At 36.5% G+C, this 15985-nt stretch carries 6 protein-coding genes; all 6 read right to left on the bottom strand.

What is annotated here, in order from left to right; translation table 11 throughout:
• Position 1 precedes the first annotated feature (1 nt).
• The 6 genes from B7725_RS06375 to B7725_RS06400 all read right to left on the bottom strand — a co-directional run bounded on the left by B7725_RS06375 (position 2) and on the right by B7725_RS06400 (position 15982).
• Positions 2–8725 (bottom strand): helicase-related protein, encoded by an 8724-nt coding sequence (locus B7725_RS06375; protein ID WP_084875223.1) that lies wholly within the window; start codon positions 8723–8725, stop codon positions 2–4.
• A 190-nt stretch (positions 8726–8915) separates the two neighbouring features.
• Entirely contained in the window at positions 8916–10382 is a 1467-nt protein-coding gene (locus B7725_RS06380) for an RNA-binding domain-containing protein (protein WP_005542086.1), read from the bottom strand.
• Positions 10383–10466: 84 nt separating this feature from the next.
• The gene (locus B7725_RS06385) at positions 10467–12173 is read right to left on the bottom strand and encodes a DNA topoisomerase 3 (protein WP_084875224.1); all 1707 of its coding nucleotides are present in this window, start codon (positions 12171–12173) and stop codon (positions 10467–10469) included.
• A gap of 94 nt (positions 12174–12267) precedes the next feature.
• Positions 12268–13749, bottom strand: coding sequence for a CD1107 family mobile element protein (locus B7725_RS06390; RefSeq protein WP_084875226.1), 1482 nt, complete (start codon positions 13747–13749; stop codon positions 12268–12270).
• The gene (locus tag B7725_RS06395) at positions 13724–13963 is read right to left on the bottom strand and encodes a hypothetical protein (protein WP_006627220.1); all 240 of its coding nucleotides are present in this window, start codon (positions 13961–13963) and stop codon (positions 13724–13726) included. Before B7725_RS06395 ends, B7725_RS06390 begins: the two co-directional genes overlap by 26 nt.
• Before the next feature lie 12 nt (positions 13964–13975).
• Entirely contained in the window at positions 13976–15982 is a 2007-nt protein-coding gene (locus tag B7725_RS06400) for a CD1108 family mobile element protein (RefSeq protein ID WP_084875227.1), read from the bottom strand.
• Positions 15983–15985: the final 3 nt, after the last annotated feature.

Here is a 15985-nt window from a genome sequence, read left to right on the forward strand (position 1 = left end):
CTTATCGTACATATTCCTGTTCTTTTGTTGTTTGTTTTTCTTCTGCCTTACTCTCGCTTTGATAAGCTCTTATCTGTCCTAAGATAGATGGTTTATCACCCGTTTTCTGCGTGGCTTCCTCTTTGGTATGCAAGTTATCTTCCACATCATAAGTTGACTCAAAATAATCACTGTCCTTAAAGTCATTATCATATCTATCCGGAATACCGTCATTATCGAGGTCTTTTGCAAGTGGATCATAGAAGTTTCCTTCATCATCAATATCGAGTCCCGTTGCTGCTCTTAAATCTTCGGAATCAACATAAACTAAATCACTAAAAGAGGACATTTCCATTTCATTTTTCATGTTCCTTAGAGCTTCGTTTCCTCCTTTATTCTCGTAATCAAAGCTCTCTGTTTTGATAGGTGTATCATCAATGTACTGCGTCCAAGTTTTCTCCTCTAAATCAAGCTCATATTGAATACCATGCCTTTCATCCGGTGTATTGGTATAGGCGATGCCGATATGCTTCAAATCAGGATACAAGGTATTAAATTCATCATAGCTATGATTTTCTTCGTACTCTCTGTTGCAGAAATCAATGATTGCCCTTTTTACATCTTCTACAAGCAGATTATCATTTCTCTTTTCTTCCACTTCTCCCATATCAAGGAGCTTATTCAGTTCTGCAAGTCTTAATACCTTAGTTTTTAGCTCATCTGCTTTTTCAAAAGGCTTTTTTAATTCTTCTTTGGCATTTTCCAGTTGTTCCTTTGTACTGATAAGTTTTTCTTCAAGCCTGTTTAATTTCTCAGGCATTTTCTCAAGAGCGTTATCAAGTCTTGTAATGTTACCGTCCGCACTTGTTCCAAGCTCTCCTGAATGCTTTGCAGCACCGTTTAGGCTAAAGTTATGTTCATTGGTAAAGAAGTTATAGCTTACCTCTAAATCCATATTTCTATACTTGCCTATCATCTTACTTTCATTGATTTTTACGGTCTTGATAGCTTCAAGTAGCTTTTCTCCTGCAATCTTTTTATCAAATATTCTCTCGTCTTTTATGGTAATCGAAGTAAACTTTTCCTCACCCTCTGCTTTAGGTTCTACATTTGCCATATCTTTCTTTACAGCTTCAATGAGTTTTTCCGTCCTTGCGATTTCTTCCGGATAGTTTTTTGCGACCTTATCCTCTAACCTGTAACGATTGGACTTGAAGTTTGCTTCCAGCATTTTAAGTTTTGTAACCTCATTATCCAGATCCATCTTTTCCTTGATTTTTGGATCACCTGTTGCAAGTGCCTTAATCTCTGCATAGTTAAGACTGCTTTCATCCACATCTTCTGCCACTCTGACAGGTGTTTTACTGGTCATAATCTGAGAAATGAATTTCTGCTTATTTTCTATGGTCTGCCAAAGATAAGCATCAAAGGTATTCTCTGTAACATAACGATAGATATTAACCTCTTTATTTTCATTGCCCTGTCTTACAATTCTACCTGCACGCTGCTCTAAATCGGCAGGACGCCAAGGGACATCGAGGTCATGAAGTGCAATCAACTTGTTTTGGACATTCGTACCTGCTCCCATCTTCTGAGTAGAGCCGAGTAATATCCTCACATCTCCTTTTCTTACCTTTGCAAAGAGTTCATCTTTTTGTTTGTCGGAGTTTGCTTCATGGATAAAGGCAATTTCTTCCTTTGGTATCCCTAAATCTACAAGTTTATCTCTAATATCATCATAAATGTTAAAACTATCATCACCCTTTGGTGTGGACATATCGGAAAATAGTAGCTGTGTGGACCTATCTTCTTTTGTCTTATCCCAAATGGCAAACACATTTTTTACACATACATTAACCTTACTGTCAGGATTATCAGGAAGTAGGGGATTGATTAAACGCTGATCTAAAGCAAGTTTCTTACCGTCATTCGTGATTTTAAGCATATTATCTTCATCCGGCTCAACCACCCTATTTCTTACATCATCAGCTCTTTCAGAAAGGCTCTTTAGGATTTCCTTTTGCTCCTCACTTGGCAAAGTTTTAATAACTTCATAGTGTGCTTCAGGTGTTGGAAGATTGAGCATATCTGCTGTCTGAATATCTGCAACCTCCTTGAACATAGACATAAGCTCCGGAAGGTTATAGAACTTGGAAAATCTTGTCTTTACTCTATACCCTGTACCTTCAGGAGAAAGTTCAAAGGCAGACTGTGTTTCCCCAAAGGTAGAAGCCCAAGAGTCAAAATGCTCTAAATTATTCTTTTTAAGACTTTCGTACTGAAGATAACGCTGCATAGTATAAAGCTCCGTCATAGAATTTGATACAGGCGTTCCTGTGGCAAATACAATACCTTTTCCACCCGTCATTTCATCCATATATCTACACTTCATAAACATATCGGAGGACTTAAATGCTTCACTTTGACCGATACCTGCTACATTCCTCATTTTTGTGTATAGATAGAGATTTTTGTAATTGTGTGCTTCATCCACAAATAGCTTATCTACACCCAGTTCCTCAAAGGTAATGACATCATCTTTCTTAAAATCATCATTTAATTTTTCAAGCCTTGTTTCCAACTTTTTCTTTGTCTTTTCAAGCTGTTTTACCGTAAAGTTCTGATTTCTGTCATGCTTATATTCCTCAACATAATTTATGATTTCATCAATCTGATCCTGAATATGCTTCTCTTGATATTCCTTACTCATCGGGATTTTTTCAAACTGCGTATGCCCGATGACAACGGCATCATACTCTCCTGTGGCAATTTTGCCGATAAATCTTTTTCTGTTTTTCGGCTCAAAATCTTTCTTATCTGCCACCATAATATTAGCGGATGGATATAGCTGCATAAACTCTCTGCCGATTTGCCCTGTCAAGTGATTCGGAACGACAAAAAGAGATTTACTGCACATTCCAAGTCTTTTACTTTCCATTGCGGAAGCCACCATCTCAAAGGTCTTACCGCTTCCTACCACGTGAGCAAGGAGGGTATTTCCTCCATAAAGGCTTCTTGCTATGGCATTTCTTTGATGAGATCTTAAATCAATTTCTGTGGTCATTTCCTCAAAAGAAAGGTTACTTCCGTCATATTCTCTGTTACGGATGGAGTTAAAACGCTCATTATACAGTTTTACAAGTCTGCTTCTTCTTTCCTGATCATTAAATATCCAGTTCTTAAATTCTTCCTTTAGAAGTTCTTGTTTCTGCCCTGCAAGAAGCGTTTCTTTTTTGTTTAGCACAGAAGTTTTGGAGCCGTCCGAATTTACAATCTGGTCAAATACCTTTGTTTCTTTTAAATTTAGGGCATCTTCAATCAGCTTATAGGCACTTACTCTACTTGTACCGTAGGTCATTTCAGCAAGGTCATTTCCTCTGTCTTTGCTTTTTCCTTCAATATTCCATTCGCTTGTAAGATTTGAAAACTTAACCTTAATATCCCATCTTGCCCAGCCCGGAGTTTTCAGTGTTTCAAAGATGAATTTCTCAATATCTTTAATCGGTATCCAAGTAGCACCAAGTCTTACATTGATTTCATTTGCTTCAAGCTCCTTTGGTAAAACTTTTACAAGCTCTGCCTTTTGGTATTCTAAACGGTTCATCTCATAGCTTATCAGCTCTTTTTCTTTGCCATCTTCCGCATATCCAAGATGAGGTAGCTCTCTTTCCGTTTGTCTAAGCTTTGCAAGGTAGCTGTCTACAATGGCAATCTTATCTCTAATATTTCCGCTTAGGTACTCATCCTTTGTTACATAGCCGTACTTATATGAATTACTACCGTTTGCACAAGCGAAAGGCAAATCTCCATCTTCGGGGTTAAAGGATAATGGTCTATAAAAGTTTTGTTCTTCTCTGATATTTAGATAAATTTCTCCTCTAAGTTCTTCTATCAAAGTTGGTCTGTCTTTACCTGTAAGGCTTTCCATATACTCAAAATCCACATAGCCTTTTTCAGATACTGATAAGACAAGAGCTTCAAGGGAAGTGTCCACATGGTCGATAACTTTTGCCTTTGTGATTGTTCTTTTTGAAAAAATATCTCCCTTAGCCTTAAAGTTTTCTTCTTCATCAAGAATTTCAATGGAAGATACAAGAGGGAAATTGCTATCCTCTTTTAAGGCTCTGGTATTGCTTAAATTATTTATAAAGCCATGCTTCTTTGAAAAGTTGTCATAGACTTCATTGAGCTTTTCTTGAGCTTTCTTTACCTCATCATCGGAATAGTCCTCTTTCTGCTTGTAGATAACATCTTTAAGGGCAGTATTCAGTTCAAGATAGTCCTTAATCTTTTCCTTATTTTTCTCCGTTACTTCTTTCTTTACAAATAGGGAGTTTTCTCTGTAATAGACTTCATCATCAATAACGGTATAGGAAAAGTTTTTGACATCATCCGTTGCAGGAACTGAAGTAATTTCATCATCTAAAAGCTCTATTTCTTCATACTTTGCCTCTTTAGAGATTTCTTCGCTTGCTTTTGTCAGAAGCTCTTTTAAGTCGGCATTTTCTTTCGGTAGACAAGCAAGGGTGTTTCCAAATCTTCCTGAAACTTCACGCGTTGTGCCGAGTACCTGTTCAGGATGATCTACAAAATATTTGTTATAGGTAAGACCATTTTCATCTTCAGCAAGGTGTATCCAGTCCTCATCCCTTTCTCTGATACTATCTCTTTTCTTTAGGAAAATAATGTCCGATGTTACTTCCGTTCCGGCAACTCCCTTAAAGGTATCATTTGGAAGTCTGATTGCCCCTAAAAACTCTGCTCTTGCTGCAAGGTAGCGTCTTACACTTTCGTCCTTTTTATCCATCGTTCCGCTTGATGTAATAAAGGCAATAATACCGCCGTTTCTTACTTTATCAATGGACTTGGCAAAGAAATAATCATGGATAAGGAAGTTATTTTTGTTATACTCCCTGTCATTTACCTTGTATTCTCCAAAGGGTACATTGCCGATAATCGCATCAAAGAAGTTATTGGAAAAGGAAGTTTCTTCAAACCCCTTAATCTGTATATCACTTTCAGGGTATAACAGCTTTCCAATTCGACCGCTTGCAGAGTCAAGTTCAACACCGTAAAACTTTGACTTACTCATTTCATCAGGAAGATTTCCGATAAAGTTTCCAACTCCCATACTTGGCTCTAATATATTACCGCTCTTAAATCCCATACCTGCAAGCGTCTTATATACGCTGTCAATCACTGTTTTCGGTGTGTAAAAAGCTGTTAGGGTAGACTCTCTTGCAGCTTCATATTCAGATGGTGATAAATTTTCCTTTAAGAAACTTCTTGCTTCTTTCCACTGTCCCTCCTTGCTCTCATCAAACACATCAGCAAGTCCGCCCCAGCCGACATACTTTGAAAGGACTTCCTGAGCGTTAATATCTAAATCTCTCTCACCTCTTTCAATTCTATTTAACATAGAGATTGCTTCAAGGTTGCTATTCAGTCTTTCGCTTGGAGATAACTTTTCAGGGAGCGTTTCTTCTGTAATTTTAAAGTTATGAGCTTCCGCTTTCCTTATTTGAGTTTCTTCAGTAGTCTGCTCTGGCAGTTTATATGTCAGGTTTTCAAATACCCTCTCAAGGTCGCTTTCCATACGATAAGGAATGACATCGGAGCCTGTTATCATCCCGCCAAAATACTCGGTGTTGTCCTTCACCGTTACCGTATTTAGGTTCTTTCCCATATCATCAAAGCGTGTGATGGTATGATCTTTGTCCTTGTATTTAACTTCATCACCGACAATAAAGTGCGGTCTTTCAAGACTTATTTTATTCAGCAAGTCCTCATTATCTTCAAAAGCTACAATTGGTATCTGATGATTGCCGGATCTATTAGGATCAAGCCACAAATCATATCTTCCTATGATTTCATTTTTAGAAATTTCTCTGACTTTATATTCTTCATGATTAAAATAGACGGTATCGCCTGCTTTAACTGCAAACTCTTCTAAAAGTCTGTCCTCTTTTTCATTCAGCTCTACTTCTTCTCTTTCTTTGAGGTAATCAAATAAGGTAGCTTGAACTGTGCCACGCTTTGTAGCTTCTTCTGTTTCTTCAGGTGCTTCAAGCCCTACTTTATCTTCAAAGCTAAGTTCTCCATTAAAGACAAACTGAAGCTCCTGCTCATCCATTTGTTTTATAAGCTCTGTATCTTTAAGTTCTCTAAAGGTCTTTGGAAAATCTTCTAAAATGAGCCTTTGTGCGTTTAGTTCTTTCAACTCATCAAGATTAAAATATCCCCATTCAGGCTCAATCCCAAGCACAAGTCCAAAGGCATCGCCGCTTTCCCTGTCATACTCCGTCATATACCAAGTCCAGTTACTTCTAAAGGGAATAATATATGCGGCATGAACCTGCTTATCCGCTAAAGCTACATCCTCCTGTGCGTAAAGCTCCGGTACTCTTTCAAGCATTTCATCTGTCATTAAGTTTTCAGGATAATCTTTGGAATAATATTGTGGTTCTTTTGTTTTTTCTATTTCTGCCTTATTTTCTGTTTCTTTTTCTTCAAGATAGAGATTTTTAGAAAGCCGCTCATCGATATGCTTTGCAACACTTGTCCAAGTAAGAAACACATCATTACAATCATTTTTCTGTAATTTAAGTCCCTTTGCATCGTGCCATTCATCACTTCCCATTGCCCCTGAAATTGCATGGGAATGTCCTCCGATTCCATATTCGTCTTTTAGGAAATTGGCTTTTTCCTGCAAAGTATGATTTTCTTTAAAAAACTTGGTGATTCGTTCTTTTCCTCTATCAACGCCGCTTCCTCTTGAAAGGCTTTCAAGGACTTCATCTTCTGTAATAAAAGGCTTTACCTTCGTAAGTTCTGTCAGATTGGTACTGTATTCCTTTCGTGGCAGCTCAAGTTCCTTGAGTCTTTGATAAAGGCTATCAACCTTGTGATAATGAAACCTTAGTACATCTCTGTTTTCTTTGTATCCATCTAAAAATCTTTCGTATTCCCTGATTGTTTCTTTCAGATATTCAGGATTTTTTAATGCTTCAGATAATCTTTTCGTTTCTTGCGGAAAGCCACCACCTCTTTCAAAAGAGTTGAAATATCCTTGCTCTATTCCTTCTTCGCTTAAATCGTGCGTTAGATACCATAAGGATTCTGAAATTCTATCCCTTTCATAGTCCTGTGCCTCTAAAAGTTCTACATTTGTAGCAAACTCACCGCTATTAAGAAGCTCTTTTATTCTGCTTGCTGCATCACGCCAGCTTAAAATTTGTGTATTATCCTCTCTTGCCGATGTTCCATAAGCTAAATGAATACCTTTATCCGAATACCAGGAAGATACTTCTCTTTCATCAATGTAAAATCCGTTTCCTCCTCTAAAGGTATCTTTGAGGTATTCTCCCAATTCTTCTACTGTTTTTTCTTTGGAAAACTCAGCAATGATAGGAAGTCTGCCGCCATCATGGTTTCCTCCGTTAATAAGGATAGTGTCTATATCTTTCTGATTAAGAGGAATAGTAAGCCTCATCTGTCCATAAGAATTTTCAGGCAAAGAAAAAGAAGCCTTATCAGCTTCTCTTATCTCTATTTCAGTATTTTCTTTTAGATTTCCACTACTTCCTTTATGGTCACTTCTTTGAGAGCCGAAATCATTGCCCCATACTGCGGGTTGTTTTCGTCCTCTATCTTCCAAGCTGCCATCAGTTTCGGCTTCTCCGCTCTCATAAAGTCTATCGCTTGTTTTTGAATATCCATCAGGTGTCCTGTCAGCTTCTTCTCCTTGTATAGATCCACTAACATCTCGAAATGGCTCTGCTCCTCGCTCTCTGAAAGATAAGTGAGTCTCATCACTGCGTAAATCGGATTCGGGAATTCTTTCATGAAATCCGTCTGTTCCTCCAAGCTGTTTAGTGTATTCTCCCTGATTTTCTCTATTATCTCGTCCGTACTCTCCATTTCGGAGAACTCGCTCGTTTTCATTTCTTTTCTGATCATCTCGTCGAAGTACATTTTCTTCTACCTCCTCAATTTCTTCTCTAATCTTATTATATCCTGCTTCTTTACCTCTTAAAACTTCTTTGTCAAGCTCTTTACTTTTCTGAATGGTCGCATCAATAATCTTTCCGCTAATATCCGATACGCTTTCACCAAGACTCATTAGAGATATGCTGTCAAGTCTTTGAAAATTCTCTCTTAAAAGCTCATAATCTATCGAATAATCTAACTTAAATCTTGACGCTACCGCATAGCTTACCGAGTCCCTTACAAACTTGGTAAAGGGTATTCTATCCTCATCCGCTACTCTAAGTTCGTTCATAAGACTGTCTATCTTTTCATCTCCGTAAAGCCTGCTTAAAGAAAAGATATTTTCTAAGGTGCTTTCACTTTCCTCATAGCCCTCATTTTTTATCATTTCCTTTAAGACATCCCTATGAGCTTCCTTATCAAATCTCCAAAGATTGACCTCATTGACATCCCTGTTTCTTGAAACCGTCTGGCTTATATCAAAGATATAGTCCACCTTCTTGTATGTGCCGTAGTCCTCCAAAATTGGGATACCCTTTTTACCTCTCATAACGGTACGGTTAAATCGTTCCCTCCAATAGTCGAACTTTGCACAGGCTGTCGCTTCAGGATTTCTATCATAGATACTAAGCTGACTTCTAAAGTCATATCTCTGATTGTTTCCGACAACCTTTAGTAGCTTCAGATATTCTGCTTCACTTTGAAGCACATCTTGTTTTACAAGCTCCAAAATGTTATGAAAATCATTTATTCGCATTTTTACCTCCTTCTTTTTTCCAAACAAAAAGGTGGTTAGATTTTACTCTAATCACCTTTAAATTCTATGTGCTGCAACTTACTGCAACTTAATTTTTCTGTTTTGACTTACTAAAAATCCTTATTTTACTAGGTTTTATCTCCCATTCATACTGCATAAATCACGATTTTGCAACTTACTGCAACTTAAATCAAGCCCAAAAAGGAATATACTTCATATATCTCGGAGCTGTATTTTCATCAACTGGCTTAATAAGTTTGGCTTCTAATGTATCTTTAATTATCCTCGATGCTTTATATTTATCTTTATCACTTATATCAAATAATTCTCTGAGTGAATTATTCGTTATGCTCTCTCCATTGACATAGACAAAGCAAGCCTGCATATAACAAGTTCTTATTCTATCTTCTTTACTAATCAAGTCAAAAGGAGCTTTCAAATAGAGAGTTACTTTTGTGAATTTATCACTTTGATTTTCGATTTTAGGAGCAAGCATAGAATTCTTACTTGTCGCATATACTATCTTATCAAAACCACTTCCTCTTTCTTCACAAATCCCACATTTGTGCATAAATCCTGCAAGATTTTCATTTCTTGAAATCGGAACTGTATCAACAATGCGGTCTATCGAAACCAATGGCGAACCTGCATTTGAAAATTCTATCCTATCTTTGAATAACTCAACCATAGGACTTGTCCCTTTTTGTTCAATAGCTTGATGAATCATGATATTGGCAATTAACTCACGAATGGCTATCTCCGGATAACCCAACTTAGTTTTTCTTATAGAGTCTTCAATTATCTCTTCCTGTGGAATGACAGTCAAAACATAATCTACAATTTCCTCATATGAAATAGCATAACCTTCACTAAATACTTTTTCCCGTATCGTGTCAAGTCTATTGTTCTCTTTATACCAAATTACTCTTATAGATTTATGAGCTAAACTCTCAAAATTCTTTAAATCTTTTGAAATAAGTAATGCTCCTAAATTAGTAATATCATAGCTTCCGGAATCATTTCTTTTTATAAACTTTTCATTAGTAAAATCATCCAATATTTTATTGTTATTTTGTGGTAATGCAACCCCCATCTTTTCATAATATCCCGCTACATTCAGTACATCTAACACCTCATGAAACGAAATATTATCTTTTGCATTTCTTAATTCAAACGGAGTTGTATCAAAAGCTGCCCATAGAGATCTCTCTTTATCAGGATATTCTTTCAACTTCTTCTTATTTGTTCCAATTCTAATATACTCTTCACCTGAAAACTTAATTGGCTGCTTTTCTGCACATGGAATTTCGAGTAATACTACATTTTTATCCTCAATTTCTGTTTTATAAAATCTGAAGTCTATTCTTGGATTTGTCATTCGAGATAACCATGCTTCAAGTTCTTCCGAACCTTTTTTACTCTCCCTATAATCAAATGTAGTTCCTACAATTTTATGTGTATTATCATCAATACCCCAGAGTAAATATGCTTTAGGTCTTCCCCATAAAGTTGCAGAATTGCCTAAAGCAGAAATATACTCACCTATCATCTGAGGTTCATCGTTATTATGCTTAAATTCAACCCATTCTGTTTCACTTGGCAAAGAAATCAACTCTCTGATTAAATTTTTTATATAATCTTGATTTTTTATTGCCATCTTAATTCTCCTAACAATTACAAATAAATTGCTTATATTATAGCATTTTTAGAGGATTTTTTCCACTCTGAAATTAGTTACCTCTTACTTTGCGTATGTCAGAACAGCCTCTTTTAGCTCATTTTCAATCGCTTCTAAAAATTCTTCCTTTGAAGATTTTCCCTGAGCAATATCCGATAATTCCATTTCCCATTTTGCGGTTGTTTCTGCTGATTTAAAGGTATCGGATAATATTGTTACAAGGCTAATCCCTTTATGCGTGGCTACAAGATTTTTCTTATCCCTTTCTACAAAGCCCTTAAAGATTAGATTTTCAATAATTCCTGCCCTTGTTGCCGGAGTGCCAAGCCCTTTTCTTTCCACTTCTACACCTTTTTCAAGTGCGTCATTTCCTGCAATCTCCATAGACTTTAGAAGCGTATCTTCTGTAAAGTGCTTGGGAGGTTGGGTAAATTTTTCTTTAATCTCTTTATTTTCAATGCTTAAAGCATCATCAACATTTACATTAGGAAGTTCTACATCCTCATTCTTCTTGGACTTATACTCTTTAAGATATTTTGTAAACCCCTCGTCTTTAATTACCTTTCCTGAACTTGTAAATTCAAAGCCGTCAAATTCAGCTACTATCTTCGTTATATTTTCAATGAGTGGATAGCCTACACTTGCGTGAAATTTATCGGATATAAGGAAATAAACTTTTGCTTCGCTTGGAGGAAGCTCCGAAACATCTTCCTTTAATGAACTGATTGTCGGAATAATCGCATGATGATCCGTAACCTTTTTAGAATCAAATACTACCTTAATACGCCCTGTGTCAAAGTCATTCTTACCTAAAATGTTATTAACCGTACTTACAATCATATCTTCCGTTAAACATCTGCTGTCTGTTCTTGGATAGGTGATGAGCTTTTTCTCATAAAGGCTTTGGGCATAATCAAGTGTCTGTTTAGCACTATATCCGAAATACTTATTGCACTCTCTTTGAAGTGTTGTAAGGTCAAAAGGTAAATCAGGTTTAGTAATCTTTTCTTTCTGAATGACATCGGTTATTTCAATCTTATCGCCTACTAAATTTAAGAGCTGTTCAGCAGCAACTTCATCATCAATTCTATCCGTTGATAGTGTAAAACCATTTGTAGAAAGCTCTACTGTGTAATATTTTTCTTTCTGATAATTTGCTATCTCATCATCTCTTTTTACGATCATGGCAAGAGTAGGTGTCTGCACTCTGCCAACACTGTAATTTTGCTGATACAGACAAGAGTAGAGCCTACTAATATTCATTCCGACTAACCAATCCGCAATCGCTCTTGCCTGTGCCGATTCAAAGAGATTATCATAGTCCTTTCCGTCTTTTAGATTATCAAAGCCCTCTTTAATGGCACTATCTTCCATTGAAGAAATCCAAAGGCGTTTCATCTTCTTTTTACAATTCACTTGATTATATACAAGCCTAAAAATACTTTCTCCCTCACGACCTGCGTCGCAGGCATTGATAACCGTATCAACCTCCTTATCATTCATCAGCTTTTTAAGGATGTTAAACTGCTTCTTGGTTGCTTTTGCTACTTCATACTTGTAGTCGCTCGGAATAATCGGTAAATCAGCCATATTCCACTTGGCGTACTTTTCATCATAAGCATCCGGATTTGCCATTTGAATTAAATGTCCAACACACCAGCTCACCCTATATCCGTTTCCTTCATAATATCCGTCTTTCTTTTTATTTGCTCCAATAACCTTTGCAATGGAGATTGCAACACTTGGTTTCTCTGCAATAACTAACTTCATCTGTGTTTTCCTCCTGTTATAAATCAAAATAGGGCGAAAGATGTTACTCTCCCGCCCTAACTTTGCACTCAAAATAATATGTTTTTAGGTGCGTTTATTCTTCATCTTCTACTTCATCTGCATCATTTATTTCTTCCTCGCTTTCAGCTTCAGAAAAGAAATCATCATCTTCCTCCTCTAAGGCTTCAAGTTCTTTATCTTCTTTCTTTTTCACAACCTTAAAATAGTAGCCTGCTCCTAATGCACCACCTACTACAAGAAGCAAAATAATATAGGTTCCTAAATTACCCTTTTCGTCCTTCTTCTCAGGCTTTACTTCTTCCTTAACAGGTTCTTCTTTTACTACTTCCTGCTTTGGTGCTTCTTTTTTCTCCACCATGTTAATCAAATCATCTTCAGATACTTCCGTAAGAAGCATTACATTCTCACTATCTTCATCATGATTGATGATTAAATAAAAGGTCTTACCGTTTTTCGTTTGAAAGGTAATAAACTGCCTTGCATCTGCCGAATACTGATCCGTTTCTTTGTTATCGCTGCTATCTCCATGATGAATCGGATACTCCTTATTTGCATTATCTTTATTCTCCGTAACGGATGCTCTCGTCTTTGACGGAGATGAAGCCACACCCTTATTGGTGTTTACGCTCTTACTCGTACCATCCATTGATGAATCCTGACTGTTATTCGCAGGAGCTTTTGCCGTCAACTTATTGGGATAGCGAACTTCCTTTTCTTTCTCCTTTACTTCCGTTTTGCCTTTGTCGGTATCCTTTGTAGTATTACCTGAGCTTACCGAATCCGATGAGCCTTTACCGGTACTACTTACAGAAGTCTGTGGTGTTTGATGAGAAATACCTGAACTTGTCTTAATTCCGGAAATAGGACTAATCGGTGTAACTGATTGTGATGTTACAGGAGCTTTATTTGTTTCAGTTGCCTTTTTCTCAAGCTCTTTCACCTTTTCCGTCAGCTTATCTATTTCCTTTTTCATATCTTCTGATAAGTCCTTATTTCCCTTATCTTTTTTCATTTTTTCTTTCAGGCTATCAATTTCATCTTCAAGATCTTTAATTTTATTCTTTTGCTTATCACTTAATTTGTCTTTATCCTTAAGTTCGCAATTTAACTTATCAAGTTTATCCTGAAGCTCTTTTGCCTCTTTTTCTATTTTTGAAACATCGTCTTTAGAAAGCTCTGTCTGCGTTCCCTTATCCTTAACCTCTATCTTTGCTACCTTACGGATAATCTCATCTTTTCCATCTCCCTTTACCTCATAAAACAGAAATTCATCAATGAATTTCATATCATCTGGGAGCATTGGAAGATCTCCGCTATCAATAAGTTGTCCTTTCTCAGCCTTTATCTTTTCTTCCTTAAAGACCTTTTCATCTTCAAAGATATACCTTACATTTACTTCAACTTCCGTTTGAACAGCTTCGTTTTTTGTTGGAGCTTCAGATTTTTGCTCCTGTGCATAAACAACCGTCCAAAGACCTAAAATACAACTAATACTTACAATTACCGCAAGTGCTACCGTCCAAAACTTATTATTCTTTTTCAAACTGGTTTTCATTTGTTTTCTCCTTTTTCATTTCTACTTTTTGTCTGTTTACTTTTGCCATCAAATCACTGATTGTGATGTTATTTTTTCTGCAAATCGTAATGATTTCTTCATTTTCAAGTTCTTCTTCACGAATAAACAAAGACTCCAATTCTTTATCAATCAGAGCCTTTTTATCCTTTAACTTCTTTATTTTATTTTTAACTGTTGTGAGTTCTTTTTTCACATTATTCCCTCCTTATCTTCTTACATTTGGCGGAAAACCGAAACCTACAGGATGATGTTTACAAAATGTTGCAATCCAATCATCTAAAGTGGTTACTCTTATTCGTCCAATGTTATCAATGACCTTACCATCCCCGATATAGATCCCGACATGACCATAGGTAAGTCCTGCACTGCCTCCACTGCTACTGCTTTCCACTGCTACAAGCATTCCAACCTTTAGTTTTGACCTGTCTGACGTAAAGGTATAGTTTCGATACATATCATAGGCATTTCCGCCTATATATCCAAGTCCTGCATTTTGATAAACCTGAGATACCCACATGGCACACCAGCCTGCACCCGGAGATGGCGTAATGTATGCTGCTCTTACTATTTTCTTTTGAACTTCATCAGATGCCTCATATTCTTTACCTCCACCAACACCTCCATTTGAAGCACTTAAGTCGCTATTTCCAAATGCCTCTCTCATGTTTCCTTGTGCAACAAATAACGCTTCATAATGCTTTAGATTATCAGGATGGTTTGCAAATACCTTTCGGATAATGCTATCCATCTCTTTTTTATGAAGTGTTACAATAAGCTTTTTATACTTATAAGGTTCTTCATGGCTTTCGGTATGTTCATTCCCATTTTTATCGGTATAAGTTTTTGTAACTGTTCTGTACCTGATTTCTACTTCTTCCCTGTACTCAAGGTCATACATGGATTCAAACAATTCTTTTAGTATGGAATTTACTTCAAAAGCTTCTTTTACTTCTCCGCACCTTGATGTAATGTAGGATAAAAGCTCATGGACATTATGACCGATGTACTCTGTGTTATTTAAGATGTACTCATCATAGCCGGGATGGTTACTTTTAACATTATCAACTTCATTTTGAAGTTCCTTTTCCATAGCAGAAAAGTTCTGATTGATTTCACTTAGAACATTCGGCTTTGACAAATAGCTTGTTGTAAGAACTGAACTTGTAGAGTTCGTAAAGCCTGTCATTCCTGTTCCTGCAAAATTAATAAAGAAAGTTCCCAAAATAATAAGACCTATGAAAATAATCATAAGTCCCTTTGCTTTTCTTACTATAAATTCCTTTGAGCTTTTCAGTGTTCCGATAAGTCCCTCTTTAATTCTATCTCTAATCCTTGACTTATTCTCCCGACGAATCGCTGCCTTTACTTGATTTTTCTTTTGAATTCTTTTATAGGCACTTGCTCTTTTATACTCATCTGTCTTTTTAAGATTCTCTTTGGCATCACGAAATTCAAGTTTTGATTTACGCTTCCTTATTTTGTAATCCTTTTTTGTAAGGTCACAGCCTTTTTTCGCTCTTTTCCTATTTGAGTAATTCTTTATGCCATGAATTAGTTTAGAGCTTGCGTCCGCTGTCTTTTCTCCTGCTTCTACCCCTTTATTTTCATCACTTCCATGAGATAAATAATCTCTTACCGTTTCACTTCCTTTGGCAAGTCCAGAAAGTGCAGATACTTTTACCATATCTTTCTTTAGCTTTTTCTTCTGCTCTTTATAAATACTGCTATGAACTTTTTTGCTTGCAGTATCTTTTCCAGTCTTTTTATCTTCAGGTTTATTCTCCTTTAACACATCATCCTTTTTCCTTGTATAAAGGCTTTCGGTATAGTTTTTTCTCTTATAATTTCTCTTTTGAGCTTTTTGGCTTTTTGAGAAGCTATTTGTATTTTCTGCTTTATGATGAAGATTATCCTCGACATCATAGGTTGACTCAAAATAGTCGCTATCCCTAAAGTCATTGTCGTATCTGTCTATAATCCCATCATTATCAAGGTCTTTTCCTAAAGGATTATCATCGTCATTTATCTTACTTGTCTTTTTATGAACTTTATCCTGAAATCTCTCTTTATCGTGGACTATCTTCCCCCTATAATCATCGTTATGCTTTAGTTTACTTTCTTCAGGTGTAATGCCAGTTTCACTATGGAGAATTTCCCTTTCAATACTTGCCTTATGCCTTTCCTTGAAATCCTTTTTCAGCTTCTTTCCCATAGG

This window comes from Streptococcus oralis subsp. tigurinus, from assembly GCF_002096275.1.
Classification (GTDB): domain Bacteria; phylum Bacillota; class Bacilli; order Lactobacillales; family Streptococcaceae; genus Streptococcus; species Streptococcus oralis_CN.

Coding starts and splice junctions, on each gene's coding strand:
- B7725_RS06390 (WP_084875226.1), bottom strand. CDS start 13,749: ATGAAAACCAGTTTGAAAAAGAATAATAAGTTTTGGACGGTAGCACTT.
- B7725_RS06385 (WP_084875224.1), bottom strand. CDS start 12,173: ATGAAGTTAGTTATTGCAGAGAAACCAAGTGTTGCAATCTCCATTGCA.
- B7725_RS06400 (WP_084875227.1), bottom strand. CDS start 15,982: ATGGGAAAGAAGCTGAAAAAGGATTTCAAGGAAAGGCATAAGGCAAGT.
- B7725_RS06375 (WP_084875223.1), bottom strand. CDS start 8,725: ATGCGAATAAATGATTTTCATAACATTTTGGAGCTTGTAAAACAAGAT.
- B7725_RS06380 (WP_005542086.1), bottom strand. CDS start 10,382: ATGGCAATAAAAAATCAAGATTATATAAAAAATTTAATCAGAGAGTTG.